The organism is Haloarchaeobius iranensis, from assembly GCF_900103505.1.
Taxonomy (GTDB): domain Archaea; phylum Halobacteriota; class Halobacteria; order Halobacteriales; family Natrialbaceae; genus Haloarchaeobius; species Haloarchaeobius iranensis.
Genome location: NZ_FNIA01000024.1, coordinates 20,219 through 47,068, shown reverse-complemented (window position 1 = coordinate 47,068; position 26,850 = coordinate 20,219). Strand labels below are relative to the sequence as shown.

Below are 26,850 nucleotides of genomic sequence, written 5' to 3'. Positions count from 1 at the left end.
CTTGCCGCCGATAAAGGCTATGACAAGCAGTCGCTCCGCGAATCCCTTCGTGACCTCGGGATTCGCCCGCTCATCAAACATCGCATCTTCGCACCGTCTGATCACGCGCATAACGCCAGAATCGACGAACAGCGCTACAATCAGCGCTCTATGACCGAGACCGTGAACTCGGCTGTCAAGCGCTCGCTCGGCTTCGCCGTGCGAGCGCGTTCCTGGTTCCGCGAGTTCCGAGAAATCGCTCTGATGTGTGTCGTCTACAACATCAAGCGTGCCGTCAAACAGTGAAATCCACCGCCTTATGGCGATTCAACACAGCCCCTCGAAACTGTCATCACCGGACGTGAACCGGACCGTGTCGAGGCGCCGCCGGCGGATGTCTATGCCCGGCAGGCGACTCTCGTGGAGGTGTACAGCGAACATCTCGCTCCGGAGGACGATCCCAATTCAGTGCCGGACGACACTGGCGACGCTAACGCAGCGGCGACACGTGGCCCCCCGAGCCGGCGGACGTCGACGAGCGATGGGAGCGACCTCTCGCGTCAGTTTTTCGCCCCCAAGAGTGGGTGCGGGAGTAGCCTCGGCTCGTTCATCGACACTGAGAGAGCATTCCCCGACGTCGAACGGAGTGAAATCAGGCTCGAGGCAGAGGGTCTCGATGTCTCCTCGCTCAGGACCCGGTTTCAGCAATCAGCCCCAGAACTATCGAAGTCAGAATCTGCGTCCCAGTATACTGATTCGCCTGTCGAAAGCGAGGATACGGATATTCTCGACCACGTCGACGAGCTCGAGTCACGGCTTTCCCGCTTCGAGGAGACTCTCACCGACAGAGAGGAGTCAGGTTTCGGGACTCATCAGGTTCGTGTCGTCGACGCCGGCGACGGGTGTCTGTTCCTCCGTCTTTGCAACCCAGACGACGTAGCGCAGAGCCTGAACCATGGAGATAGAGTAACGATTCAATTCGAGAACACCCCTGACTGACCTCCGAAGTTCGTCGTTGGGATTTGATTGTGCTGCCATCCAGAAAACATATATATATATATCAACAATTTTTAGTCCTGTCCGTGAAACGAAGGGCTCTCCTGTCGACGGTGGTTGTTGGCGCGAGTACACTCTCGGGTTGTCTGTCGATGTTCCTATCGTCACACTCGGACAGGCCTCTGCCGGAGGAACCAACTGGGGAGTGGACACAGTACGGAGTTGACGGTGCCAATACGTTCTCACCGGATGTCTCCGCTCCAGCAAACGGAAACCTCGCTTGGACATCGGACGCTTTCACACGCTGGCAGCCGGTGGTCTCCGACGGGACAGTGTACATGACGAACTTCGACTCCAGCCGCGATGGAAGTGCGATCGCGCTTGATGCACAGGACGGGACTGAACAATGGCGGACCACCCTCGGTGGAAGCGAGTCCCCAGGAAGTGTTTTCGTCGACGATTTGTTTATTGTGGCGTACGAGACGGAACTCGTCGCGCTCGATTCCCAGACGGGCGAGCAAGTCTGGACAAAAACGACGAACGGACTTGATCACCCGGAACTTCTCGTCGCGGAAGAATCAACCGGGACCGTCCTGATTGCTTCCGACACCGCTATTGAAGCCTTCGAGGCAGCGACCGGAGAGAAACGCTGGGAAACAAACACAGTACGTGATATCTTTCCCGCCCCCGCAGTATACGATGGCCGCGTGTTCGCCGTGGGGGAAGTAGATGAAGCACCGTATCTCGTTGCGCTCTCAATGGAGGATGGTTCTGAGCACTGGCGGACCGAACTCACGGCCGCACCCGAGTCGGCCGCACCTGTCGTAACGGAGGATGGAATCTTCGTAGACGATAACCGAACGCTAATCATATACGACAGGGAGACCGGCGACCAGTTACGCCAACTCTATTCATTCGACAACGACAGCTACGACGTCTACCGGACCGTTGCTGTCGACGACGGGACCGTCTTCGTTAGCGGCGACTCCGGTGCCGTCGCAATCGACAGTGAAACTGGAACAGAACGATGGCATCGCGATACTCAAGCAGACGAAGCAGGCCTCTGCGTTGGAACCGAGACGGTTGTTTTCCCGGTCAAGACACCCGAATTCGCACCCGATAAGAAAACGATCAGCGCGTTCGATCGCGAATCGGGCGAGATGCGATGGTACTACGGATTCGATCCGGGCTTTCATAACAGTGTGACTTCACAACCGGTACTGGTTGACGGGGCCGTATTCTTCACATCGAACCGCATAGATGCTCTTGGTGCCATCGGTGACGTGCCCGCACAGGATAGCTAGCTCCCAGCACTGTCTGTCCTATCAGTCGAGCGAAGCCGCGTCCCACATTGAGTTCAGGTGTCACTGTGAATCGTAGCACCGGTTGAACTCCTCGTCGTTGTCAAGGTACTAGATTATAGCTCACCAACTTGTCCGTCATTTTGTCGTTCGAGATGGAACTCACAGTCATAGAACAAGTACTCCAGAAACGTTCCGGAGTCGGTATCACTACTACATTGCAGTCACAACGTCGGGGGAAATAGGAACATGGACGGCGGTTCTACTCCGATTCCCCCGTTCGCAGAGGAGGCCCTCGCTGTGATCAAAGACAGAACAGATGAGTCTCAGGAATTCGGAGAGCAATCAGCGCTCAAGATACTCGAGGCTGAAGGATTTACTACTGCTGATGCCAAGGAAGCACTCGAAGTTCTCGAGATGCGGGGCTACCTCTACCGAGTCGACGACGAACTCAGAATCACGGGCTAACCTGCGTTGGGGGTTTTCTTAGTACAGTGGCGTCCCCGAACTTCCCGCCGCTCAACCCTAAATTAGCTACATGTTGGTTAATCCGCTCCGAGGCAGTTGGTTAAGTGTGGTGCCACTACTGTGAGTTTATTGACCCCTGTCGGGTGAGGGGTTCGTCAAGCAGGCGACCGCCTCGGAGCGTACTCAGATGCCTGGTAGTGACATCTACACGACAACGTTCGACGAGGACGTACTCTAGTCGTCGTCAGCGGGGCCCTTCGACGTACCGTTTGACCGGCTGCCAGTGATTCTGTCGACCGTCGTAGACACGCTCTTATCGCTGTCGACAAGTTCTGCACTCACCTCGAGCAGGCCGTCGTCGTCGATTTCGAACGTCACAGCGATGGTCGGACGGCCACTCTCCGTCTCCGGGATATCCTCAACGTACCAGTCCTTCAGCTTCTCATTCGAGTAGAGGTTCTCCACGTCCTCGCCCTGGTAGACGTGGACCGGAATCTGTTCAGGGTCGTCGGCGGTCGGCACGTACCGTTCTGTTGCAGTGGCAGGCAGTTCGGACCCCTCCTCGATGAGGATATCCATGCGTGCACCGACCAGGTCAGTGCCGAGCGACCGCGATAGAATCTTCTTCTTTCCAGTGGGATACTTCCCGCCTTCTTCACCGCCGCTACCGAGTTCTCCGGGGTGCTCAAGGCCGATGTGGTCCTCGCGGTCGCCCTTCGTATCCAAGACCTCATCACAGTACGGGCACGCGATGCCGTCGTCCGGGTCGTGCGTCGAGAGGTGATCGTTGAGGTCGTCGAAGTAGTCGAACCCTTGCGGGCACTCGGGGCAGACGTACTTCTCATCGATGCCGTCCTCGAGGTCGGCCACGATGGCTGCGCCCTTCGCGACCACCTTGGCGAGGTCGTTGGTCTTCGTCGGCTCGAAACCGAAGAAGTCAGTGAGCTGTTCCTGCACCGCTGGAATCTTCGACGACCCACCGACGAGGAGGACCGTGTCGACGTCTTCGGCATCCATATCGGCCTTCTTGAGCGCATCCTCGACGGGATCGATGGCGCGGTCCAGCAGTCCGGAGGCGGCAGACTCGAACTCGGAGCGACGCAGGACACGTTCGGTGATCCCGACGACCTCGTCGTCGATCTGACCGAGGAGCGGTGCGCTAATCTCTGTCTCCTCGCGCCCGGAGAGGTCGATCTTGGCCTGCTCCGCTTCGGCGCGGAGGCTCTCTCTAGCTTCTGGGTCCGAGCGCAGGTCGATGCCGTTGTTCTGTTCGAACTCGTCGGCCAACAGGTCCATGATTGCCTCGGTGAAGTCGATGCCACCGAGGGTGGTGTCGCCGCTGGTCGCGAGGATGTCGAAGCTGTTACCCTCGACATCCATCAGCGAGATGTCGAGGGTTCCACCACCGAAGTCGTAGACGAATACCGTCTCGTTCATCTCCTGGTCGAACCCGTGACCGATGGCGGCAGCAGTCGGTTCGTGGAGGAGGTCAATCTCATCGAACCCGGCGATTTCGGCGGCCTCCCTGACGGCTCCCTTCTGGTCGACCGTGAAGTACGCCGGCACCGTGATGTGGGCACCCGAGATGTCATCCTCGAACTCCTCTGCGTCGTCCTTCAGCTGCTTGAGCACCTCTGACGAGACCGCTGCTGGCGTGTACTCCTCTCCGTCGATTGCGTACACGTGGTCGTCGCCCATCCGACGCTTCGCGTCGGTGACGATGCGGTCGTTCTGCTCTTTCTGCTTGTTCTTCGCTGGCTTCCCCACGAGAACGTCGTCGTCGTCGTCTCGATAGTACACGACTGACGGGGTCAGTCGGTCACCAGCGTTGTTCTGTAACAGCGTTGGGTCGTCGGCTTCGACAACCGCGACACCACTGCGAGTCGTCCCGAGGTCGATTCCTAAGTAGCTCATCGGCAATCGAACAATGGGACAGGGACATCAACGGTCTGACTCCGACTGATATCCGAGTGATTCGAGGACGATAAACCGCGACAGGGAAGGTCTAGTCGTCGGGGTCGTACTTCGCTTTCGAGACGGCGATGTTCCCGCCCGTGGCTTCGGCGTCCGCCAGTCGCTTACGGAGGACGGCCGCGAGGTGTTTCCAGCTGCGGTCGTGTTCGATGCTGTCGATGCGGGACTCGATGGTTGCTTTCTCGACCTCCGGGTCGATGATGTCTGTCGTGATGTCGCCACTCAGGCGCTCCTTCTCGATGTCCAGACGCTTCGTCGGGTCATCCTCGTATCGGACCTCGACTGCCGTCGAGGCCAACACGGCGTCGTCCTCCACGAAGAGTTCGGCCATCGGATAAATCATGCCCGTGGACTTGTGACCGCCGAGCACCTCGACGGTGAGGCGGATGCGTTCTCCGGCGGTGAGTTTCGGGAGGTCGACAACAGCGGTGCTGCCGTCAGTCGAGACCGGTTCCGAAGTCGCCTGCGGTTCGGTGAGGTACGCCGGCTCGCCGGGGGCGATTCTGAAGCCGTCGGCGAACTCGAAGCGGAGCTGGGGGTTAGGTGCCACGGTGTCTCGGGCATCTTGGGCTTTGTCGTGGAGGAACGACTCGATGTCACGTGGCGCTTCCAGATGCTCGGCCGACCCACCAGTCCCATTCGTGAGCGCCAGGAGGACGTCTTCGTTGTAAGACCGGCCGATTCCGCCTGCACTGACGGTAATACCCTTCGAATCCAGCGTATCGGCCTGCTGTCTGAACTCGTCGAGGTCACGGCGGTCCATCCCGTCGGACAGGAGGACGATATCCTTGCTCACGACGCCGTCGCCGTCCGCCGTGAACTGCTGGGCTGCGGTCTGGATTGCGCGCTTGATGTTCGTCCCGCCGCCGGCGTCCAGGGCACCGTCGTACCCCGAGCCCGGCGTGCCGGTGACCGTGGTCTCAATCTGGTCGTGGTCTGCGTTTCCCCACTCGGTCATCGGCACCAAGACGTCAGGGGTAGAGTCGAACGCGATGATGCTGAGCTGGTCGTCCTCGTGCATCTCGGTCAGGAGCTTCGCGACGCCTTGGCGGGCCAGTTCGATCTTTGCGGGCGTGTCGTCGACGAACGCGACGTCCTTCGACATCGACCCGCTCACGTCGACCACGACAGCGATGTGTCGTTTCGTCGGCTGTTGTTTGTCAGTAGGGATGATCGTTGCCGCGAGCGTCGTCCGGCCGCTGCCGGCCGGAAGTGCTTGACTCAGTTCGGCGTCTATTTCCACGCTCATGCATGCTGGTGTTCGGACTGCTTATGCAAGGTGACTGCTCACATCCCACCCAGAGTCGAGTTTAAATACCGTATACGACGCCAGCGTCGAATCCCGCGTACCAGTCACCCAGCGTCCGACCAACAAGTAGTGTCGATCCGTTCAGCGAACCCCGGACCGAGTACGACGACAACCGTTCGCCCCAGGGCGCTGATACCGTGATTACTTCCGCTTTGCGGCGATGACTTCCGCTTCCTGTAACGGGTAGCCGTCGATCTCGAAGCCGGGGGATTCGACACGGATGATACAGCCTGGGGGAACGGTAGTCGTCTCTTCGCGCGGTCCCGCCAGTGCATGGCGGAGGTCGTCGACCTCGTCGCCAGGGTCCGGATCGATTTTGTCGATGGCACCAGCGGTGAACTGTTGGTCGAACTTCGTGACGACTGCTTCGAGCATCGCGGCCTGGTCGTCGTCGAACTCGTTGTACTCGATAGCACGGTTCAACGTGTCGCGGACCCGAAGCATGCGCTCACCGAGTTGTTCGACAGCTTCTTTCTGGAGGATTTCGTGTTCGCGCTCGTTCTTCTGGCGATACTCGTCGACTGTCGTCCCGAGGGTCTCGAGCTGAGTCTGGAGCACCGAGACCTCCTCAGCGAGAGTTTCGGTTCTGCTGGTCGCGTCGTTCCGCTGGTCGTTGGATGGTGTCGACTCTCCCCCACGGTCGTCACGGAGTGACAGGTGTGCATTCGACGTGGGATGTGAATCCGCGCGGTCATCTGCCCCGGCATCGGACTCTTCGAGTGACTCGAGTTTCGGTCCCGAGTCGGGGTCCGGGTCGGAATCGGTGTCCTGCGTGTCCTCGAAATCCGTTTCCTGCGTGTTCTCGGTTGGAGTGGATGTCGGGCTCGGAGCACGTTCAGGAGTGGACTCGTTTGGGTCGGGCGTGGGATTAGTTGGTGAGGCATCGGGCTCGGGCGTCTGGCTAACGTCCTGGTCCCGAGGAGAGCGCGCTTCGGTTGGTTCTTGCTCCGAGTCCGTAGCACGTTCCCGGTCAATGCCGTCTTCGGGTGACTGGTCGGGCTGTTGTGCCTCCTCAGACTGGGCCTGTGAGGTGGTGTTGCTGTCCGACGTGAGTTCGCTCGGCGAGTCGGCACTGGCCGTCCCCTCAGCTCCCATCTGGTGTTGCGACTTCCCGGGGACGGAGTCCGCGTCGCTCGACGACCCGGGTGAGTCCGAGCCGGCAGCTCCCGTCGAGTCCGTCGCTCCCTCCTCGTTGTCGTCATCGGCGTCGATGGGATGTTGCTCGGTGGGTTGGTATTGTGAATCGGTGGACTTGTCGGGTGATTCGGTGTCCGTACTGGGTTCTCCATCGGGGGCGTCAGTAGGCACGCCAGCGTCGTGCATCCGCGCTCTGAGGTCTTCGATCTTGTCAGTGAGCGCTTTCTTCTGTTCGTCGGATGTGGCGATAGCCCTGTCGACTTTCAGTTGGGCGAGTCGCTGTCGCCATTTGTCGCCGTCGATGCTCCGCTCCCCCACGTCACCGAGCGGTGCCTGCTGGTCGACGCGTTCTGTGGATTCCGGTGCCTGGGTGTCGGCTTGTTCGTTTTCGTCGTCGTCGGTCATCGATTCGGCCCCGTCAGGGTCGGTCTGGTTTCGTCGATTTTCGGACATTGTATCTCTCGTTTCGAATTGTGGTATCGCGTGGTCGGTCAGTCAGTGCCACTCGCTCTCGCTTTCGTCGTGGAGCGCGCCAGCAGCGATGAGGCGACATCGCCCACGGAGTTGCAAGTCCGGTGGCGGCACGATATCACGGATGAACTGCGTGGACTCGCCGGCCGCGAGCGTTCGACTACCGTCGCCCAACCAGACACGCTCTGCTATGGTTCCGTTCCGACGTTCGAACAGGAAGCGGACTTGGACATCCTCGACGGGTGCACTTCCGAAGTTTGCAGCGTGGACGGTGACGGTCACACCGGTCTCCGTTGTCGGGGTGGCGTCCCACTGGTGGACGAGTATCGGCGTATCGTCCGGGCGGTGCACGTCCACGGGCGACCCCTGGAACTGTGGGTCAAGCTCGCCGATATCCCAGCCACTGGTGGTCGTCTCGACGGTGAAGAACTGGGTGCCTTGATGGGTGACGCTGGCCCCGTGACCCCAGTCACACGCGACGCCAGCAACCATGTGGTGGTGGGCTGGGAGGACCAGCACCGCCGTGTCGTAGCCGAGTGTCTCCAGGAGGGCACACAGCAGTAACGTCCCGTCCTCACAGTCGCCGCGTTGATGCACCAGCGTCTCGACCGGGTACTTCGGGTAGGCCTCGTGACCCGTGTCCTCGCGGTCGCGGATGTACTCGAGGCTCTGAACGAATCGCACACAGCTGGTGACCGTGTCTCGCGCGGTCCCTCCGGGCATGGTCTCCTCGATATCCTCGGCGACAGTGGCGATGAACGGCTCCTGGAGCGGGTCGACGACGTACTGTCTGTAGTCGCCGGTGCGCGCGCGATTCACGCAGTAGTCGTACGTGCCAACGGGGATCGAGAGCGTCAGCTCTCGACGCTCGCCGGCGTGACACCAGTGGAAGCTTCGACTGTACTCGGCGTCGGTCGACTCCGGTTTCGCTGCGGCGGCCCAGCCGTCGAACCCGTCTGCCCAGCCACGAGTCGACCGCCCACCGTCCGCTCGACAGGCAGTACGCTCGTAGCCGTGCTGCGGCGAGGGGTGATTTCGCGGATCGTTGCTCGGAGCGTTGTCAGGCATCAGTCGAGTCTGACCTTCTGGGTTGCGAACTCGTCGGTGAGCGTTTCGACCCCGTATCTGTCGAGGGCGCGCTTCGCTTCGAGGTACTTGGCGACCGCCTGGACGTTGTCGCGAAGTGCAGCCCACCGGTCACAGGGGACGGCATACACGACACCGTCGTTCCTGAACCGCACCACGACGCCCGGGTTCTCGATATCGCCCGTCGTGGCTGGTGGACCGGCAGTTGCTCCGGAAGCGGTCTCGATAGCGATTAACTCCGCGCCTTCCAATCGGTCGACTTGGGTGACGACGTTCCCGAAGGCGCGCTCCAACGAGACTTGGAAATGGTGTGGATACGGTTCGCGGTTGTCGGGTGGTGTTCGGTCGAAAGTTTCGGGCCAGTCGAGTGACATGCGATTCCGTTCGCGATGAAGGTAGTGCGATAGCAAGGTGGTTGGGTCGATGTGGTTACGACCCAAGTGACGTCGCACGAGGGCGACAGTTGAACTAACTATACCTTGCCTTGGCCTCCCTGCTATGTTCCTGTTTGCTGGCGAAGAGGCGAGAGTAGTCGAGCGCCCGGTTCGATCGCCAGATGGGTGTCACAGTGTTTTCGGTTGAGGGTCGCGCAGCCGTCGTTCGATGGCCGCAAGCGCCGTTAAAAGGCCATCGGCTGCCGGATTCCACTGGCCGTAGTCCGGCTCGAAGGCAACCCAGTTCTCGGGCGGCCACGCTCGGGTAGGTTGCATGGCCTGGGTCCGTTGACCCTGGTAACGCATGCCCGCTGGAACAGCGACTGACGGTGGCATGTTTGGATACGATGCTGGAAGCTCGAACCGGATTGCGCCGACCCGGGTTCCGTCCGTCGTTTGCCAGCCATCGGGAAATCTGAAGTGCCCGATCTCTACGAAGCTGGAGTCTTGGACATCGTAGGTGAGTTGCGTGTTGGATCGCTCTCGCAACACGCTCGCAAGCTCGGCGATGTCCGCGAGGACACGTCCGGAAGTCATCAGCGGAAGACATAGTTGTCTGAGAGCGGGTGGACTTCTAGGGTGGTTTGCGGTTCGACGTGGTCAGCCACGATGGCGTCGTCGTCGAGAACCAGTACTGTCTGGTCATCTCTGTACACGAGTGCATAGTCATCGTTGCAACCGACTCGCCGTTTGAGGTCTGCGACGGTCGTGTCATCGGTGATGTTGAACGTCTCGTCGTCGATCGATATTGGGACTTTCATGATCTCATCGGTCGGGTGTGTTGGTGGTTTGGGTAGGGAGAGACAGCAGGATCTGTTGCTCCACTGCCCTGTGAACAGCCAACTGGTGGGTGTCAGGTTGCTGTTGGCCGTCACGAATGCTCTAGGCACGGGCCAGGTACTGGATGTGTTTCCGACCGTGAGCCGACCGAATGAGGGGGACTGAGTGTTCTTCGGTGCGACGAACACAGGTTGTTTTTACGTGGACTGACGGAAATTGACAACCTGCGGTGTGATATCACTCGCTTCACCAGTACAAGCGGTCGGGCGTATCAGCCCGGATAATTGGGTTTCGTGTGGTATTATTCTGACCTCGATTCAAATCCGACCGCTCGCCCACGTGCAGAGCTGCCAGCGCTGTCGCACCGTCCCGGTAGTGTACGTGCATTTTCATAAGTTACTTATTCCAGCCACTTGCGGGAGATGTCATGGGAATCGTTCGTACGTGTGATCGGGCCGATGACTGAGTCGAGCGACCACTCTCTTCTCACTCCAGGTGGCGCACTCTGGGACTGGCAGAGGTTCACGCCGAGTCCCTACCGGAACCAGTTCTGGAAGCGAACGTTCGGGAACCCAAAGAAACGGGATACGTACCTCTCGCTTCAAGCCGCACGGAAGGTTGTGCTCCGCAAAGGTGAGGTTGCGGATAGAGTGCTCTCGTTCCCCAGTTTCCAAGATCGGGAAGACGTGACAGGCGGCGACCTCTCGGATGCCGGCCACTTCGAACCCACACTCCAGCATGGCGGCGCGTACACGGTTCCGAAGGTCAATCGACCGGGCGATCCGCTACTCGTTCGGGTTCCCGCTGTGCTCGATTGGCTCGTGGACCCATTCCACGCCCCGGTCGATCCGATTGTCGCCCGGGTCGTCGCGTATATCAACGACAAGACCAGCGACTGGTCGTACGACCCCGGGTTCAAGGTGACCAATCGGCCGCTGAAGGCGTACTGGTACGCAAAGACCGCTGATTTCTACGACCTGGAGGTGGACTCGAGTGAGGATGAACGATTCACGGACGAAATCCCTCTGAATGGCCTTCCGACGGTCGAATTCGAGGAGTTCGGACCATATGAAGCCGAGGAACTCTCCGGGACGATGAAAGGCTTCACAATCAAAGCCAGTATCCGTGGCGACCTGACCGTCACGAACGAATATGGGCTCAACAACGCGTTGCTCATGTTGTGCTCGAATGTCGCGGTTGAGTCGACCGATCGAAAGCCCACGAACACGGTGGACTTCACCGACGTGAGCGAGGGAGGGGATGTCGACTGGACGCCGGTATACACGGATGAGACCAGTACGTCCGAGACGGTGATTCGATTCGAGTACGAGCTCAAGCCACGGGTGAGTATGTGATGGTGTTACATGCACTTTCACAAGTCTCCGAACACGAGTATACACCAATGCAACCAACGCACACCCCACACTCTCCCGGCCCCGCTGCAACACAAAGGAGGCCCTCAGGGGACGGTGATCGTGAATGATCCGATCAATTGCCCCGGGACTCGTACGGACCTGGACAGCGATCATCCAGAGCTACGACGGCATCGGCGAATCCGAGGCGCGGATGCTGGCCACGAGAATCGCGGGCGACCCGGAACTCGACACCATGCGGGTGACAACGGCAAACGACGTCGACGATGTCATCGACGTCGCTGGGTCAGTCATCGAAGAGCTCGACCTGACGGGGCCGCTTGCGGCGACCGAAGACGAACCGGCTCTCCGAGCGGAGCTCACGACGACCCTTCGGGCAGACATCGAACAACGAATGACCGACGACGGAGAACAGGATACGTCGGTGACGGCCCAGCCCAGCAGAACGGGAGCTCTCGGGAGCACGGCCACGGCGACAGAATCATCGGACACCCAGCGACCGTCGAACGCTGTTGAACTCTACGAGTTCATCCAGGAGTCGGAGCTCGCCATCGACGATGTCGAAGCCGTCCTGGCCGACCTCAAGAACGCCGAGGACAGATGAGCGACTACGGGCGGGAGAGGTATCGATTCGGGCTTGCAGCGACCTCGGTCGCCGACAGCGATAGTGGATCAGGCAGCGGCTACGAACACTGGTTCGAGAACCAGCAGTTCGCGGCGCTCGCTCGGCCGAGTGACAGCACGTTCCAGATCACAATCGACCCCGGAAATCTCGAGTCGATGGCGCGGCTCCAGGTCGTATCGTTCCGAGAGGAGTTACTCCACGGTCGCCGACAACGGTTCGGTTTGATGCGGAACGTCCGGCTCCTCAAACGAGAAGCTGGCCGATTAGTGTACGATGCACTCAAGGGCAGACACGACCCCGACGATGCACTCGCGACGGCACGGGCGTACTACGATACCATCGAGACGCTGTTCGGCCAGGTCCGGTATCCTCTCGAGCAGGTGGATAAGTTCCTCGCGTACTCCCTGTTGGAAGACGACGCCCACATTCAGGACGAGATCGATGTCCTGGTGGCTGATAGGGACGCTCCGGCCAGCGCGCGACGGACGATCGAGCAAGCTGTCGACTCCGTCGACCTCGACGCACAGACACCAGACTCGGCGGACCACATCTATGCGGAGTTGGTGTCGATTGCAAGCGAGTACAACCGGCTGACGGCAGAGGCAGTTGCGAACGCGGCGTTAGATATCCCGTATCTCGTCGCCCCAGTCACGCGGGCGGCGTTCGAGACGCGACCGGTCGAGGAGATAGATATCGATAGCAGGCTGGACCAGGCGGTGGAAGCACTCTCGGAGTTGGAGACACGGGACCGGCTCTCGAACCCGGCATCGACCACGCGCTCTCGCCTCTTTGGCGAACTAAAGAGCGTAATGAACGAACCGTCGGCACTAGGGCAGGCACGCACCCTCCGTGAGATAGCACTTCCGCTGCTCGACCTGCCGCTCAGGGCGACGCAGTCGGACGATGGCGAACAACGGAGTTGGCAGCTATGGGAAGAGCACAGCGACCCGTTGAGTCGGCTCGTCCACGGTGGGTTCTCGTTCCCGGGAGGATTCGGTGGCGCAGTGTATCAACTCCCCGATGGGGCGAGACGGTGGCTGGTGAACCCAGCAATCCGGAATCAGCCTGTAGAATGGCGGGGGGACACGTGGCAGTACCATCGAGTGTGGCAGCACGCGTACGTCCTCGATAGTATCATCCGCCAGCTCGTCTCGACCCCGACGCGGATAGAATGCCCACTGTGCAGGCAGACGACCGGTGGGAACTGCGGCGTCGATGGCTGTGGCGCGAGTATGTACATCGACAACGCTCGGTTACTCGGTGCACGCCACGCCGTCTAGGCAAGCGAATCCAGGACTCCGAGTCCGGGGTTAGAGTTCGTTCTGGAGGATTGCTTTGGTTCGTTCTTGGATGTCGGTTTCGAGACTAGAGGCGAGTTCGTCGGGAGTCATCAGGTCCCCGGACGCATCCTCGTGGTATGCGACGTAGCGTCGGGCAGCGGTGGGGGCTATCTCGGGAGCAGCCCTGATGATGTCCTGTAACACTTGTGGGGACCACTGGTCCGTGAGTTCAGGGACCGAGAGGCAGTGTTCCAATGCACGGTAGAGGTATCGACGGACGAGCACCATGTTGTGGGTGCGGTCGGCTCCCAGCAAGTCCGCACCGCCCGTCTTGTAATCGGTGTCGCGCTGCTGGAGTGTGTCTGGGATGGCGGCTTCGAGCTCGGTGGTGAGATGAGAGCTTATGGAGATGACTTCGCTTGGATGGCTTTCAGCGATGATCGATATCGAGCGTGCGAGGAACAGGCGGGCAGCAACAGACGATGCTTGCTTGAATGCGACCGTGATGACGGACATCTCGGCTGTGGCCGGTTCGGTCGCCTCCGAGACGGCGACAGAAAGGAGGTGCGCAGCTTCTTCTTCGACCTCCGGGTCACCATGTATCAGTTGTGACGTTACCGTCTCCATGAGGTCCGTGCTGAGTGCTCGGTGGGCAACGAGAGCCTCCTCAAGTGCAGACAGCGCAGTCTGGGACACCTCTGGATCAGTGTCCGCTGCCAGGTCGAGGAGGGTGTCGAGTACTGGGACGAGTGCGGTTGGTTGTGCATTGCCGACGGCCATGTAGAGATTGCCCAATTTCGCTCGAACAGTGTCAATGTCACTGCTCAGGTGCGGCCCGAGCCTGCGGAGGTTGGCATTCCCGTCGGTGTCTTCGACCTGCTCGGCCGTAACATCCGCATCCAGTGCCACGTCTTTGTCGGGGTCCAAGGCGCGGTCGGGTGCTGTCTCGCGTCCCCACTCTGCACAGGTCGACACGTGGGGGACAATCTGCTCGCAGCTGCTGGGAGTGACCAGAAAGAGGATTTTGAGGACTTTCTCTCGTTCGTACAGTGAGCCTGCCTCGCCGAGGGCAACCAGGTCCTGAATGCGCTTCTCACTGATCTCCTCTCGGATCGTGTCTGGGTTCAATGACGGAGTGTCGGTGCTGTTCGACTCCTCGAGGTCGTGTTCTGCGTCGCCCCCGTCGCCGGGACTACTTCCAAGCGTCGATGATTCAATGAGCAACCGAAAGAGCAGACTCGTCAGGATACGGAGCGCAAGTCGTCTGCCAAGGCTCGGGTATGCGACACTGTCGTCGAACTCGGCGTCAAGTAGTATGAAGAACTTGTCGAGGTCGCGGGAGGACAACCACCACGCCTCAGACGAGTCGATGACGGTCCTGAAGATGACGAAGAGTCCACGAAGGTCCGTCTGGTCCAACGTCTGGCTGTCGCCTCCAGATTGCGTGATCGAATCGAGGATAAATCCAAGATGGGGGGAGACCTGATGCGAATGGGACTCGGTGATCGAACTGAGGATCGAGATCGTCGTGCTCCGGACTTTCTCGGAAGGGGAGTTAACCCCGGACACGATCTCCGAGGACACCTCCGCAACCGGTCGAATTTCGTCTTGGGAGACCCGTAGCAAGATTAGCACGGCAAGATACTCCGGGAGCAACTCCCACTCGACATCGAACCCCGACCGGCCGACTAAGGAGGAGAAGACGCGTGACGAGCGGATGGTTTCACTGCTGTGTTTAAGATGTGGATCGGCGTCGGTTGCGTGCGAATACAGTTCGGTTTGGGACTTCACGCGTCGCTGATGCCCCTGGTGCATAGCACTGCTCCCGCCGATTTCATTCGCAACTGTCGGAACGACTGGCACGACCAACCCAGGGTCCTGCATCGCCAGCTGGTAGATAATCGAGAGCGACGTGAATTTACTGCGCTCGCTGTAGCCACTGTTCCCGATCGGTTCGGCGAACGCGCCAAGATACTCAGCTACCTTCTCGGGCTGCCGTTCCGCAATTTCTCCCAGGAGTATCCTCACCGATATCGTGGTTACCTGATCGTCGGAATTGAGCAACGAGACCAACGCCTCGATTGGGACTCGTGTGATTGGAGCGACATCCGCGAAGTCCGAGAACACGTCCACGGCTGCCTTCTGTGCTTCCGGGTCTGAGTCAGCAATCGCCGCCAGCCCACTCTCGACCTCTGGTTCGTACGCTGATTTCTTGATGTTCGGGAAGACAAACAGCGCGAAAAGCGCGGACAGCCGTACCTCGACGTTCGAGGCTTCGAGTTGCGACTCAAGCGCTTCTTGCAGGTCCCGCAGTCCGTCTGGACCAGACTCGACGACGGCGACTTTGACTAACTCGGCTGCAGCACGTCGCCCTGACGGCGACCCTGTCTCGAGCTCCTCGACGAGTGTCTGCTTGTCCGAGAGGACACTCATACGGCCATGTTTGTGCAGGGATTGGAGGAGGCCGAGAGCGCTTGCAGTCAGTGACTCGTCGCCTGCGCCGACGAGACCCCAGAATCGCGACGGGTCGATGTCGACCGCGTTCTTCTCACTGATAACGAAGACGTCAACCAGATTGAGGAACGCCGAGGTGAGCTCAGGGTACATTCCATCCTCTGCGAACACCGGGACGAGAGCCTCGATAGACTCCCGTACTGCAGCCGGCGTTGTCCGAGCAACCTCTTTCATCGCCTGCAGCAAGGACTCCTGTACGTTGATGAGGGTACTGATGAGACTCGTCGATTCGTACACGACGGGAGACTGTGTCAGAACCTCCTGTTGGGTCTTAATCTGTGTAATGAGTCGGTCAGTGTACTCCGTGACGGCCGCTGTCTGCTCGAAGCTAACTGCGAGAATCGTCTCCGCGGCATATTTCCGGATTTCAACGGCCTCGAACGCTGAATCACCGCGTAGGTCGGTTTCGAGCAGGTCAAATGCTTCTCGCAGCTCCGCTTGGGAGAGGTCGGGATTCCGCGAAGCTTGCAGTGCGAGCTCTCTTGCCGTTCGACGCGGGTTTTCAGTCTTCATGGGCCGTTTCGAAGGTCTCGTTGAGCGTCGATACCGAGCCAGTCCTGGTTAGAAACTCGACGGCCCCAACCAAGTCCGCAGTGTCTTGACTACTGGCACACCATTCGACGATTGCTTCCCGTGCCTCGCCACCTTCTGACGGATACGTGTCGACTAATCGTCCGAGGATACTGGTTGCGTGTTTCCCAGCATCGTCATCATACTTGAGAAACGCGAGGAACCGATCTGGTGTTGGATATCTCTCCGGGTCCATCTCTGTGAGACACGCCGAGATAAGTCCAAGGAGCGCGGTTACGAGACCGTGGTGGTCTGCATCCGTCGCTGCTGTCTCTTCGATCTCTAACAGTCTCGATATCAGTTCATCCACCCACGGAACGAATGCAGCAGGGATGACGTCAGTAACTGAAACGAGACAGTCTGCGAGCTCTTCGGTCACTTGTGGGTTGAGGGCCTTTTCGGTCAGCAAAAGCGTAGAGATGTCCTCAGCGAATTCCGCTACGCCCGGTTCGCCTGCTCTGGCCGTGAGCCCGAGCAGCCACAACCCCTGTTTCGTATCTCTGGCAGCCCCGCCCAGAAGGTCACGAATGCCGTCACTGTGTTTTACGCTGAGTGATGAGTCGAACAAGAACAGGGACAGGAGGGCAGACATCAGTGGACGTTCATCAATGCGGTTCTGGTCGTTTAGGAATTCCTTCATGGGAAACAGTGACAGTGAGATTTCGTCTTCGGCCTCTGTAGTCTCTAAGTCAACCAGTGAATCGACCGTCTTGAATTCGTCAGGGTCGGCTCGAAGCCCCAACTGTAACTTCTCTAGCAGCGGCCCGGTGTGTGGTTGAAGGCTTTCTGGATTCGTGGCGACGATGTCCGCTAGGACAACCTCAACGGCGAAACTACTCAGCACGTGCTCCGTCTCGATTGCTGCGATCAACTGGTCGACAACTGCCGCGAGGCCGGACGTCTCGCGTGAACTGATCTCTACCAGGGTCCACGCCGCTGCTTGACGGGTGAGTCTATCCTCGTGCGTGAGCCCATCGAGGAACGGCTCGGGGTTTTCAACGACAGGCTTTGGGTTATTATCAACGAGAGTCAAGACGATCCAGAGGGCGGATCGCCGGATCTGTGTAAACGGACTGGTGGTAAGGTCCAACACCTCATCGAGATGCCGAGCAGCCTGCTGGGGGTGTTTCAGGCTCGCCAGGTAGAAGACACGGATGGCTACACGCTGCGTGACTCTCGAGTTCCGGCTGAGATACGAAACGACCTCATCAATCTCAGCAAGCACCGTTCGGTCCTCACGCTGCATCGCGTCCACTGCACGTTGTAGCACCACCGAAGGGTTCTCCTTTCGTGCCCAGGTGTACGTCGGTTCGATCAGGTCAGCTGTATCTGGCGGTGTAGTGTCGACTTCACCGACCTTGGATTCGGCCTGTGATTGTATCTGTTTCAGTACTGGCGCCGTGGCCTGCTCGTCGAACGCATCGGTATCGATCCAAGCGAGTTCGGTAAGATCTTCGGACGCCGCTTCACCAGGAGCGCGCAGGGTGTTCTCTACCTTCGTTGGCGCGATTTCGTGTACTTCCAAGTATAGTAGTGCGACGGCCGCACGGAGGGCTGCGTGCTCGGACGAAAGGACAGGTTTCAGTCGCTCTAGTGTCTCCTCGGCTGGGACAGCGTCAGTGGCTTCGGTAATCCAGTAGGCAGCGATGATGAAGTCTTCCCGTGTGTCGAGTTCCCAATCTTCGCCTGTGGCTTCCTGGAGGAGCAGGTCGTACAGCTCCGTGGCGGGTGCCGGATGAATGTTCGCCAACTGCTGTACGGGAATAGAGAGACTTTCGGTGGTTTCGACTTTGAGCGCAGTCTCGAGGATATCCACGAGTGTTGGTAGTTTCTCTGTCGACAGAATCGAGAGTCGAGCGAGCAACACGCCTGCTCGCTCTCGGGCTGATTCGTGGCTCTGCGTCAGATTCCATCTGATATCGTCTGCGTAGTTCCAGATGGCCTCGTGGTCGACCTCTGCGAGTTCGAGAAAGACGAGTATGATGAGGGAGCGAAAGTGGCCGTCGCTATCGCGTAAGTGAGCGCCCAAGACGTCTGTGTCTTCTGCGACGCGACTGGGAGTGACGATGCTGATCTCGTGGATTGCGTTTGCTGCTTTCTGTCGAAGGTCGTCGTCGGCAGCGTCGAGCAGGTCGATGAGTGTTGGGATGTTCGCGGATACCTCGGCTGGCCATTCCGCGCAAAGCGTGGCGGCGATGTCTGCGCCGTGTCTCTGTATCGAGACAAGCGAGTCGCCGAGTGTAGCACTGAGAACGGCGTCGGGGTGCTGGAATTGGGCGGGATACTCGTCGGCCGCCTGTGCGAGGACCTCTGCTGCGACAGCTCTCGCTTCGAGGGCGTCGGCTGCTAGGAGCGTTTGGAGGTCGGTGAGATGGTCGTAGACCGCTGATGGGGTCTCAGTAGCGATGTCACGGAGGGCACCACAGAGTTCTCGTACTAATCGCTGGCGCTCCCCTTGGGTGAGCGAGGCTTCGGTTTCCGTGGCGGTGGTAACGTGGGTGAGAACTGTGAGAAGCTGGGGGGCGCATTGTGAAGCTGCAAGCGGATGCTCCGCGGCCGTGGTAGCAACTGCTCCGGTGGCCGCCATCCGGTCGCTCGCGGAGACGTCATCCGTCTCACGGTCGAAGACTTCGGGGGCAGTGTGTTCGATCGCCGCTTCGAGGTGAGACAACACAGCCAGCGGGTCAGGATCGGAGTCGAGATAGGGTGCTTGGTCACTCTGCATGTACGATGCAGAACGCCCGCGGCAGCTCCCATCCGGTACGGGATGGCGCGTGACCGACATCGTTCTGAGAGACTCTAAACAGCATGGTGGGGACCATCAATCGAACTGAAATAAGCGTTTGGGACGTGTAGGGTCGGCCACTGTTTTGGCGACCAGCCCTGTGGGCGATACCCTTACCGACAGTACCATTCAGTCTGGTTTTCGCACGCCACAGCAGAGTGGCCTGCTACTGTTTCTCATCGATACGCACGAACCATAATGGCAGAGAATCAACCAGTTCGACATCGACCGGAATCTGACTCAACTCAGAACTCCCCAGCGGGCACCAAACACACCGTTTCAGTCCCACGTACGCAGCCAGGACACCGACTCCGGACTACGTCTGCTGGCAACATACCAAGTCGCTCGGCCCAGAGTACCCATCATTTCGATACAGCACGCTCTAGCCGCTTCTATCTGAGCGGGCCGCTACAGACTGCAACAGCGCCCGGAACCAAACCCGCCCGAGTCGGCAACTGGTGGGAGTCAGACCTTGGGGAGTCTGTTGAGATAGGAGTATCCGAAGATGCCCAGTGAAACAACGAGGAAGCACGTGTTCGTGTCCGTCGGCACCGGTGGCTACCGTGCCGCACAGACCGTCGATAGACGGGTCTCGAACGCTGGCGTCGGCGAACGCTGGAAGTTCGCAGTCATCGACAGCGGCTCGATACCCACCGACGAGTTCCCACGGGACTTCGAGGTACTGCAACTCCAGAAGGACAACCGGATGGGGCAGATATTCAACCGCCTCAAGAAGAACGGGTCGATCAAGTGGTTATCCGAGGACCTCGAGCTCGCAAACCAGGGGTCAGTCCGAGACCCGAAGAACGGTCGGTTCTACTTCGAGTACCACAGTCACCGAATCTACCGCCAGTTGACTTCGACCATCCGCTCAGCAATCGATACGACGCAGGACGACGAGCTGACCGTCTGGCTCTGTGCGTCGGTCGCAGGAGGTACAGGGGCTGGCATGTATCCACTGATGAGCGTCATGCTCGACCAGATAGTGTCAGATATATCCGATAGTGTCGAGGTCGACGCGCGTCTCCTCGGCATCGCCTGTGTATCCGAACTCAGCCTCCCACAGCGGACGGTCCCTGGTCCCAACCCAGCCTACTACCTCAACTCGAACATCGTCCTCCGAGAGATGGCGTCGCTGTTGGACCTCGATACCCTCCAACAGGACATGCAAGCCTCGTATCCGATGGAGGTCAACATGCCAGCGGCCCCTGACCCAACGAAGGTGTCCGCACTCCGCACCAACACCTTCACCTGCGACTCTCCCCCGCTGGATGCGCTGTTCGTGATGCCCGTCGACGAGGAGCGGAGCGACGCATCCACTCCCGGGGGCGAAGAGACGAACAGCTACATCGAGGGCGTCAACTACGCCATCTCGTCGGTCGTGGTGGGATGCACGCTCGTCGACGATGGCATCGAGAACCTCTTCGAGGACGTGCTCACCGAACGCCTCTACACGTTCGACACAGTCGACGTCCGCGCCCCGATCGACGACGCCAAGCGGTACTTCGACATCACTGAGCAACTCGACCAACTCCGCGAGACTCTGACCGAGGTCGAGAACCGAATCGACAGCCTCGAGCAGCGAATCCAGGCTTACCAAGCCCTCGACGAGATGCCGGTGACTGAGGAACCCAGCCCGGAGGACGTTACGGTCGTCAGTTCACGAGTCGCCTCGGCATTCGACCGGGCACGCCAACGTCTCGATGCAGTGCGCCTCGAGCAGGGCGAGGCGGCGACGCTGACCAGCGAAGCGAAGACCTACGCGTCCAGTGTCTCCGAGTCGAGTGCTGCCGCGGACGACGAGACGCCACAGGAGATCCTCGCACAGTTCGTCTTCTTCACCCTCGCCCGGTCGAAGCTGCGCGACCGCATCGCCGAGAATGACTTCCAGAGTCGCGTCGAAGACATCTGTGAGAAGAACGCAGACGACGTGGATGTCTCCCTCGACCGAGTGAGTGATGCGCCCGTCCAGGTGTTCGAACAGTCCCTGGAACCGTATCTCGCCGACTCGCTCCAGGCAATCGAAGCACGAATAGAGGACACCAAGTCCTACCATTTCAGGAAGCGTCGGTCCCTCAAGCAAAGCAAAGAGGAACTCGAAGACGTGCTGGCGGAGCTGCGAGCACTCCGTGATCGGTACGTCGCCCAGCAGAACGCGATGGAGACGCTGACGAACCAATGCCTCGCCGACATCGAGGAAAAGCTCACCACCCATGTCGAGACCCTGGAGGACGACCTGGAAGAACAGGAATCTCGGCAGTCGGAGATCCAAAACCGGATCACCGACCGCGAGCAGGCAATCGAGAGCATCTCCGAGACCGTGCTCGACGGATCGTACGGTCGAATCGCACAGCTCCCCCTCAATGTCGACGCACTCGACGAGGTCAGCCGTGAAACCATCACCACGGCCTCGGACCTCACGGAGCTCGTTGAGGCACGGGTGATCGACCGCCAGTCCCTGGTCGAGCACCTCCGCTACGCACTCGAGAACCGACTCGAAGAACCACTCGAGGACAATATCGAGCGCCACAACCATCCGGGTGAGACCCTGGCGACCATCTCGAATGCCCAGAATCGACAGTTCCTCTCCGAGTCCGCCGTCAGGACCACGCTGGCCGGACGAGATATCCGGGGCCGGTTGACCATCGACGAGGTCGATTCCCCGTTCTCGATCACGCTGGTGACGCTCTTCGATGAGATCCGACTGGACAACGCGTCCGAGTACCACCACATCACGAGAGAGTGGCAGGATGGCAGTCTCCAGGACCTGTTCGGCGAACCGGTCGACCTGGACTCTCGCATCGCCTATCCGGAACTCTTCGCGTCGAACCGCTCGCTGAACGCCTCGCCCTCGAAAGGTATCGCGGGCGAACGCCCCGGTTCGGGGCCGCTCGTCGAGGACGGAGGCGAGCAATGAGCGGAGTTGCCACTCGCCTCACGGTGGTAGTTGGGCTATTGGTCGTCATCCTGGCCGGCGGTATCGTCGCGGCCGATACCACAGAGAATCGGTCGGTCACGTCAATGGAGGAGGTGAACGTCTCGGCACAGTACGACCCCTCGTCCCCGGCTCAGACCGCCACCGTGAACGTGACCGTGGCAGCCACAGACAGTGCGCTCCGTGACGTCCAGATTGATGTCGGTCGGGCCGACGAGACACTCGTCGTTCCGGACAGTTTCAGGACAACGATTATACCGAGCAACCAGGAGGTGAACGTGACGCCCGTCGGGAGGGGTGGTTTCGAGACCGACCGCTTGGACCCCGGTGAGACCATCACCATCCAGTTCCAGGTGGCGCTGGAGACGCTCGAGCCGACCACAGTCGACGCCGCGTGGATTTCGGTCACCTACACGCAGCGGGGACAACGGCTCTCCCAGCGCTACGAACCGACGGCTGACATTGCGGCGAATCCGTGGCACGAGCGTGCACAGCCGGCAGGCGATACCGGGCCGTTTGCCAACCCGACAGTCTTGAGTCTCGTCGGGCTTACGGGGACTGTCCTAGGAGCTACCATCGTCTACTTCAGGCGGCCGCAATCGGTGTCGTGGGACGCGATTGAGCCAGCGTTCTCCCGGGCTCGCAGACGTGTCGACGATTCCGTCGCCCTCACCGAACTCGACCGGCTCGAATCGTCGGTGAAGAACGAGGTTGCCGAACCCGAGGAGGACTCCGGAGAAACCGAAGAGGACGGTTCGGAGGAGAACCTTGGAACGCCCGGGATTGGTGGGTCGTCGGACGAGAAGAGCAGTATCGACGACGACATGCCGAAGCTGTGAGCGGCCCAGCGGTACGGGCTGAGGCCATCAGCTGGCACTAGCTCCCGTGGTGGCTGTTGGTTGCGATGGCGAGACGGCAGGGAATGTTCGTCGGACACATGTTTTAATTACCACCTCCGATAGACTCAGATAGGTTGACAGATGGAGTATCCCGTCGCGAAGAGCGAGAACTTAGAAGTAACGTTTGCAGGAATCCTCGACCGGACCATCGGCCACGTCGAGGTTTCGTTGCTGGTCTTCGAGGCCGAGAACCACGGCGACGAGGAGCACGTCTGGCGGTATGACGAAATGGTGTTGATTGACGCTGACGGCACCGAGCACGAACTCGGTGACGTGGTCTCTGGTGAGACTGGAGATGCGGGTCACCTACCCACGGACTGGTGGACGAGTCCCAAAATCCCTCGATACTGGACGTCCCGGTGTGTCACCGACATCGGTCAACTTGATTCGGAGATGGCACCACTCGAGATACGGCACGATTACAAGGGCGAGCGGTTCACGTTCGAGCTCTCGCCCAAACAGATCGAGTTCCTCCGCACGCACCCGAAGGATTTCGTCGAGGGAGATATGGAGGCTACTGACTTCGACGGCCCCTACGATATCGCGGTAGTGGAGACGGTTACACGAGACGGCGTCATTATCGATCAGGGGGCCGGAGGTCATGGCACGCTCGTCGCCGCCCCATCCCGCCTCTCCGCAGACTTGGAGCCCGGGTCGCGGGTCGCACTCGATGACGGCGTCATTGCGAAGGTGCTGACTGAGAAGGTCGATACTCGTATTCGGTCAATGGAAACCGAGAGCAGGCCGTCGGTTGGCTTCGAGGATGTCGGTGGTCTCGAGGACGTGACCCAGCGGGTCCGTGAAGTTATCGAGGAGCCGTTGGCGAATCCCGACCGGTTCACAGAGATTGGAATCGAGCCACCGAATGGCGTCCTGTTGCACGGCCCGCCGGGGACGGGGAAGACGATGCTCGCGAAGGCGGTCGCCGCCAGCACGGATGCGTCGTTTATACGGATGGCCGGGTCCGAGCTCGTCCGGAAGTACGTCGGTGAGGGCGCTCAGATGGTCCGGGAGGTGTTTGATGTTGCCGACCGGCGGAGTCCCGCGGTCGTGTTCATCGACGAGATTGACGCCATTGCACGACAACGGAGTGCGGGGGAGAGTTCCGGGAGTGAGGAGGTCCAGCGGACGCTGATGCAGTTACTGTCCGTGATGGACGGCTTCGACAACTATGGCAATGTTCGGGTTGTCGCTGCCACGAACCGGTTCGACGTGCTTGATCAAGCCATTTTGCGACCGGGTCGTTTCGACCGGCTCGTTGAGGTCCCCAAGCCAGACACGGCGGCTCGAGAACAGATCTTCCAGGTGCATCTTCGCGGCGTCGAAACCACAAGCGACATTGACTACGAGGAGTTGGCCAGTATCACCGACGGGTTCACCGGGGCTGACATCGAGGCGACTTGCACCGAAGCTGGATATACGGCCATCCGGGAGAGCCGCAAGTCCGTGACGCAGATCGATCTCGTCGGCGCCGTACAGTCGATCAACGCCGAAGAACAAGCGCGACAGAAACAGTCCTGAGGCTTCTTAGTCGCGGGGCCTGAAGCGCGAGCGCAAGCCCGGAAGGGGTCCCTCTGGGGCAGGGATTGCTTCGTTTAGGTGGGCCCACAGTGGTGAGTCGAGGTGTCCGAGGAGTAGCGCCGACCCGTCGCGTGGTGCTGGAGTCGAGAGATTAGTTATTTTAGCCACGGTGACAAATTAGAATTCGAGATGTGTATACGGCCAACGGTGGAGGGTAATTGTTTTCGCGTTGAACTCGAAGGGTTCGTCAGGACGGATCGGCTGGAAGGAGACAGAGACGCATTCGTGTTCGTGCTTGAAGTTACGAACAGCACCGATCAAATCCTCCAGTGGTGGTACGACGAAAGCGTCTTTATCGACGACGAGGGGTACCAGCATCCGCCCAGCGAACTCACCTATGGAGGGTACGGTGATCCGGACTTGGAAGTCGAAGGTGATTTGCGAACAAAGCCTGAGATAGTTCCCGATGCACGAGTCCGTTGCGTAACCGACGTTCAGATCCCAGCTGGACGGGAGCCAGCCCGTATTCATTACCAGTATGGCGACGCTGAGTACGAGCTTGACCTCCAAGACGCAGACGTGGGTGATTTAGAACTCGATCCAGCGGCCATCGGACTTTCTACCCCGACTAAACCAGGAGACGAGGAGAGCGATGAGACGGATAGTACAACCGAGAACTCCGAGGCAGACCCAACAGCCTCTAGTGAGAACTTCGAGGTTACCCTGACTAACATTATTACTGACATCCCGGAGAAAGAGATTATGCTACTGACATTTGATGTCGAGAACATCGGACACCAGACGACCCAGTGGTGGTACGATGAGCACACCTTTGTCGATACACAGGGCTACCAGCATACAGAGGTCGGAACAGTCAGTGGTGGTTTCATAACCGACGCGGATGTTTCGATCGAGGGTTATAAACCCAAACCTGAGATTCAACCTGGAGCGACCTCCCGGTGTGTCACTGACGTAGCTCTCGATCCAGACGAGCGACTCGAGCGCGTGTTCTACGATTACTCGGGTGAGACCTACGGGATTGAGATCGGCGGAGACCTCTGGGAGAGACTAACGGTTTCATACGAGGAGTTCGACCAGGACAAAGTCACAGTCGGCGAGACGGATGAAGACTCGGACATCGACGATCGTATCACTGCAATGGTCGTGGATGACTCCCCAGATACCTGTTTCGATGATATAGGTGGTCTGGATGATCAGAAGCGGAAAGTCCGCGAGGCCGTCCGTGATCCCCTCATCGATCCTGGACAGTTCGAGGAGATTGGTATTACTCCCCCCGACGGCGTGCTGCTGTATGGTCCCCCGGGCACGGGGAAGACGATGCTTGCTCGCGCAGTGGCGAACGATACTGGCGCGACGTTCATCAAGCTCGCGGGGCCGGAACTCGCCAGGGCATACCTCGGAGAGGGGGCCGAGCTAGTACGAGACTGCTTCGAGTACGCCAGACGGCAGCGTCCTGCCATCATATTCATCGACGAGATTGACGCCATCGCGGCTAAACGCGCTGCAGGCGCCAACGAAGGCACTGAGGAGATCTATCGAACGATGCTCCAGCTTCTGTCGGAAATGGATGGGTTTGAGGAGCAATCAGATGTCCGGGTGATGGCGGCGACGAACCGAATCAACCGCCTTGATGATGCAATTTTACGACCCGGGCGCTTCGACCGGAAAATCGAGGTGCCGCTACCGGGACTGGAGGCACGACGGGAAATATTCAGGGCCAGGATGGATGACCTCGTGACCACCGATGATATCGATCTCAATGGGTTAGCCGAAAGATCGAGCGACTTGAGCGGCGCGGACATTGCCGCCGTCTGCACCGAAGCCGGGTACGCTGCACTTCGTTCCGGCCGAACGGAGATCCAACAAGTGGACTTCCTTACCGCCCTCGAAGAGATCAACCAGCAGGTGCGGTCGGATGACGAGTCCCTGGGCCAGCAGTGAGCGCGTAGAGGCGTCGTTCAGCTCCAGCGCTATCGGTGTTGGTCTCCACTAGCAGCGTTTCAGTTTTCGAGACCCTGGCCACAGGTCAGCTACCAGAGCATCTTGGCAGGTTGTTTGGAGACGCCGCGTTCCACGTCGTCGCCTTAGTACGTACACCGCTCCAGATGAGAGGTCGTATTCGGTCCGCATTGGGAAATTGACTCGACAAGGTCTCGATTCTCGTCTTCGAAATCTCGAGTAGTGGTACAGCCAGCGGATATGGAAACCGGCGACAACGTCTTACCCAACAGTACTCTGGAATCAGTGCCTGTGTTAAAGGGAGCAACCGATTTCCTCCGAACCACCGACCCACCGGCGAATCTCCCGACGGAGATCGTCAACACGCTCAACGAGTCGAGCCCGGAGCAGCTCCGAGACGTTTCGACATACGCCGAAGCGCTCGCCGAGCACA

Annotated in this window: 19 protein-coding genes; 11 read left to right on the top strand and 8 right to left on the bottom strand. The window is 59.5% G+C overall.

Going from position 1 to position 26,850, the window contains the following annotated elements:
* The 4 genes from BLT27_RS16055 to BLT27_RS16040 all read left to right on the top strand — a co-directional run.
* Positions 1 to 285: transposase (locus BLT27_RS16055; protein ID WP_139172371.1), on the top strand; the 285-nt coding region annotated here is incomplete at its 5' end.
* A gap of 114 nt (positions 286 to 399) precedes the next feature.
* On the top strand, positions 400 to 978 hold the full coding sequence (locus BLT27_RS16050; protein ID WP_139172370.1) for a hypothetical protein: 579 nt from the start codon (positions 400 to 402) through the stop codon (positions 976 to 978).
* Positions 979 to 1,127: 149 nt separating this feature from the next.
* Positions 1,128 to 2,279 (top strand): outer membrane protein assembly factor BamB family protein, encoded by a 1,152-nt coding sequence (locus tag BLT27_RS16045; RefSeq protein ID WP_175526492.1) that lies wholly within the window; start codon positions 1,128 to 1,130, stop codon positions 2,277 to 2,279.
* Between the two features lie 246 nt (positions 2,280 to 2,525).
* On the top strand, positions 2,526 to 2,744 hold the full coding sequence (locus tag BLT27_RS16040; RefSeq protein WP_089735714.1) for a hypothetical protein: 219 nt from the start codon (positions 2,526 to 2,528) through the stop codon (positions 2,742 to 2,744).
* A 234-nt stretch (positions 2,745 to 2,978) separates the two neighbouring features.
* Here BLT27_RS16040 and BLT27_RS16035 read toward each other — a convergent pair whose 3' ends face one another.
* The 6 genes from BLT27_RS16035 to BLT27_RS16015 all read right to left on the bottom strand — a co-directional run bounded on the left by BLT27_RS16035 (position 2,979) and on the right by BLT27_RS16015 (position 10,030).
* Positions 2,979 to 4,658, bottom strand: coding sequence for an Hsp70 family protein (locus tag BLT27_RS16035; RefSeq protein WP_089735713.1), 1,680 nt, complete (start codon positions 4,656 to 4,658; stop codon positions 2,979 to 2,981).
* A 91-nt stretch (positions 4,659 to 4,749) separates the two neighbouring features.
* Positions 4,750 to 5,967, bottom strand: a complete 1,218-nt coding sequence (locus tag BLT27_RS16030) for a vWA domain-containing protein (RefSeq protein ID WP_089735711.1) — start codon at positions 5,965 to 5,967, stop codon at positions 4,750 to 4,752.
* 201 nt (positions 5,968 to 6,168) lie between these two features.
* On the bottom strand, positions 6,169 to 7,569 hold the full coding sequence (grpE, locus tag BLT27_RS16025; protein ID WP_175526491.1) for a nucleotide exchange factor GrpE: 1,401 nt from the start codon (positions 7,567 to 7,569) through the stop codon (positions 6,169 to 6,171).
* Positions 7,570 to 7,659: 90 nt separating this feature from the next.
* Positions 7,660 to 8,703: a hypothetical protein gene (locus tag BLT27_RS16020; RefSeq protein WP_089735707.1), complete on the bottom strand. Its 1,044-nt coding sequence runs from the start codon at positions 8,701 to 8,703 to the stop codon at positions 7,660 to 7,662.
* Positions 8,703 to 9,095, bottom strand: a complete 393-nt coding sequence (locus BLT27_RS19310; protein WP_139172369.1) for a hypothetical protein — start codon at positions 9,093 to 9,095, stop codon at positions 8,703 to 8,705. Before BLT27_RS19310 ends, BLT27_RS16020 begins: the two co-directional genes overlap by 1 nt.
* Before the next feature lie 596 nt (positions 9,096 to 9,691).
* Positions 9,692 to 10,030 (bottom strand): ubiquitin family protein, encoded by a 339-nt coding sequence (locus BLT27_RS16015; RefSeq protein ID WP_139172368.1) that lies wholly within the window; start codon positions 10,028 to 10,030, stop codon positions 9,692 to 9,694.
* Between the two features lie 363 nt (positions 10,031 to 10,393).
* On the opposite strand from BLT27_RS16015, the gene BLT27_RS16010 reads away from it, so the two are divergent.
* The 3 genes from BLT27_RS16010 (at position 10,394) to BLT27_RS16000 (ending at position 13,213) form a co-directional block, all read left to right on the top strand.
* Positions 10,394 to 11,290 (top strand): hypothetical protein, encoded by an 897-nt coding sequence (locus BLT27_RS16010; RefSeq protein ID WP_139172367.1) that lies wholly within the window; start codon positions 10,394 to 10,396, stop codon positions 11,288 to 11,290.
* Between the two features lie 124 nt (positions 11,291 to 11,414).
* The gene (locus tag BLT27_RS16005) at positions 11,415 to 11,912 is read left to right on the top strand and encodes a hypothetical protein (RefSeq protein ID WP_089735701.1); all 498 of its coding nucleotides are present in this window, start codon (positions 11,415 to 11,417) and stop codon (positions 11,910 to 11,912) included.
* Positions 11,909 to 13,213, top strand: a complete 1,305-nt coding sequence (locus BLT27_RS16000) for a hypothetical protein (protein ID WP_089735699.1) — start codon at positions 11,909 to 11,911, stop codon at positions 13,211 to 13,213. Before BLT27_RS16005 ends, BLT27_RS16000 begins: the two co-directional genes overlap by 4 nt.
* Before the next feature lie 30 nt (positions 13,214 to 13,243).
* Here BLT27_RS16000 and BLT27_RS15995 read toward each other — a convergent pair whose 3' ends face one another.
* The gene (locus BLT27_RS15995) at positions 13,244 to 16,240 is read right to left on the bottom strand and encodes a HEAT repeat domain-containing protein (protein WP_089735697.1); all 2,997 of its coding nucleotides are present in this window, start codon (positions 16,238 to 16,240) and stop codon (positions 13,244 to 13,246) included.
* Positions 16,230 to 19,022: a hypothetical protein gene (locus tag BLT27_RS15990; RefSeq protein WP_089735695.1), complete on the bottom strand. Its 2,793-nt coding sequence runs from the start codon at positions 19,020 to 19,022 to the stop codon at positions 16,230 to 16,232. Before BLT27_RS15990 ends, BLT27_RS15995 begins: the two co-directional genes overlap by 11 nt.
* 592 nt (positions 19,023 to 19,614) lie before the next feature.
* Between BLT27_RS15990 and BLT27_RS15985 the strand changes: the two genes are divergently transcribed.
* The 4 genes from BLT27_RS15985 (at position 19,615) to BLT27_RS15970 (ending at position 26,399) form a co-directional block, all read left to right on the top strand.
* Positions 19,615 to 21,999 carry a coiled-coil domain-containing protein gene (locus BLT27_RS15985; protein ID WP_175526490.1) on the top strand — a complete coding sequence of 795 codons (2,385 nt, stop codon included), beginning with the start codon at positions 19,615 to 19,617 and terminating at the stop codon, positions 21,997 to 21,999.
* Positions 21,996 to 22,856, top strand: coding sequence for a hypothetical protein (locus tag BLT27_RS15980; RefSeq protein ID WP_089735691.1), 861 nt, complete (start codon positions 21,996 to 21,998; stop codon positions 22,854 to 22,856). Before BLT27_RS15985 ends, BLT27_RS15980 begins: the two co-directional genes overlap by 4 nt.
* A 141-nt stretch (positions 22,857 to 22,997) precedes the next feature.
* Positions 22,998 to 24,437 (top strand): AAA family ATPase, encoded by a 1,440-nt coding sequence (locus BLT27_RS15975; RefSeq protein ID WP_245707814.1) that lies wholly within the window; start codon positions 22,998 to 23,000, stop codon positions 24,435 to 24,437.
* 207 nt (positions 24,438 to 24,644) lie between these two features.
* A complete protein-coding gene (locus tag BLT27_RS15970; RefSeq protein ID WP_175526489.1) occupies positions 24,645 to 26,399 on the top strand; it encodes an AAA family ATPase in 1,755 nt (584 codons plus the stop codon).
* Positions 26,400 to 26,850 lie beyond the last annotated feature (451 nt).

Excerpts from the sequence above, each read along its gene's own strand:
- BLT27_RS16045 (WP_175526492.1), top strand. The coding sequence starts at position 1,128 with ATGTTCCTATCGTCACACTCGGACAGGCCTCTGCCGGAGGAACCAACT.
- BLT27_RS16040 (WP_089735714.1), top strand. The coding sequence starts at position 2,526 with ATGGACGGCGGTTCTACTCCGATTCCCCCGTTCGCAGAGGAGGCCCTC.
- BLT27_RS16035 (WP_089735713.1), bottom strand. The coding sequence starts at position 4,658 with ATGAGCTACTTAGGAATCGACCTCGGGACGACTCGCAGTGGTGTCGCG.
- BLT27_RS16030 (WP_089735711.1), bottom strand. The coding sequence starts at position 5,967 with ATGAGCGTGGAAATAGACGCCGAACTGAGTCAAGCACTTCCGGCCGGC.
- grpE (WP_175526491.1), bottom strand. The coding sequence starts at position 7,569 with ATGACCGACGACGACGAAAACGAACAAGCCGACACCCAGGCACCGGAA.
- BLT27_RS16020 (WP_089735707.1), bottom strand. The coding sequence starts at position 8,703 with ATGCCTGACAACGCTCCGAGCAACGATCCGCGAAATCACCCCTCGCCG.
- BLT27_RS19310 (WP_139172369.1), bottom strand. The coding sequence starts at position 9,095 with ATGTCACTCGACTGGCCCGAAACTTTCGACCGAACACCACCCGACAAC.
- BLT27_RS16010 (WP_139172367.1), top strand. The coding sequence starts at position 10,394 with ATGACTGAGTCGAGCGACCACTCTCTTCTCACTCCAGGTGGCGCACTC.
- BLT27_RS16005 (WP_089735701.1), top strand. The coding sequence starts at position 11,415 with ATGATCCGATCAATTGCCCCGGGACTCGTACGGACCTGGACAGCGATC.
- BLT27_RS16000 (WP_089735699.1), top strand. The coding sequence starts at position 11,909 with ATGAGCGACTACGGGCGGGAGAGGTATCGATTCGGGCTTGCAGCGACC.
- BLT27_RS15995 (WP_089735697.1), bottom strand. The coding sequence starts at position 16,240 with ATGAAGACTGAAAACCCGCGTCGAACGGCAAGAGAGCTCGCACTGCAA.
- BLT27_RS15990 (WP_089735695.1), bottom strand. The coding sequence starts at position 19,022 with ATGCAGAGTGACCAAGCACCCTATCTCGACTCCGATCCTGACCCGCTG.
- BLT27_RS15980 (WP_089735691.1), top strand. The coding sequence starts at position 21,996 with ATGAGCGGAGTTGCCACTCGCCTCACGGTGGTAGTTGGGCTATTGGTC.
- BLT27_RS15975 (WP_245707814.1), top strand. The coding sequence starts at position 22,998 with ATGGAGTATCCCGTCGCGAAGAGCGAGAACTTAGAAGTAACGTTTGCA.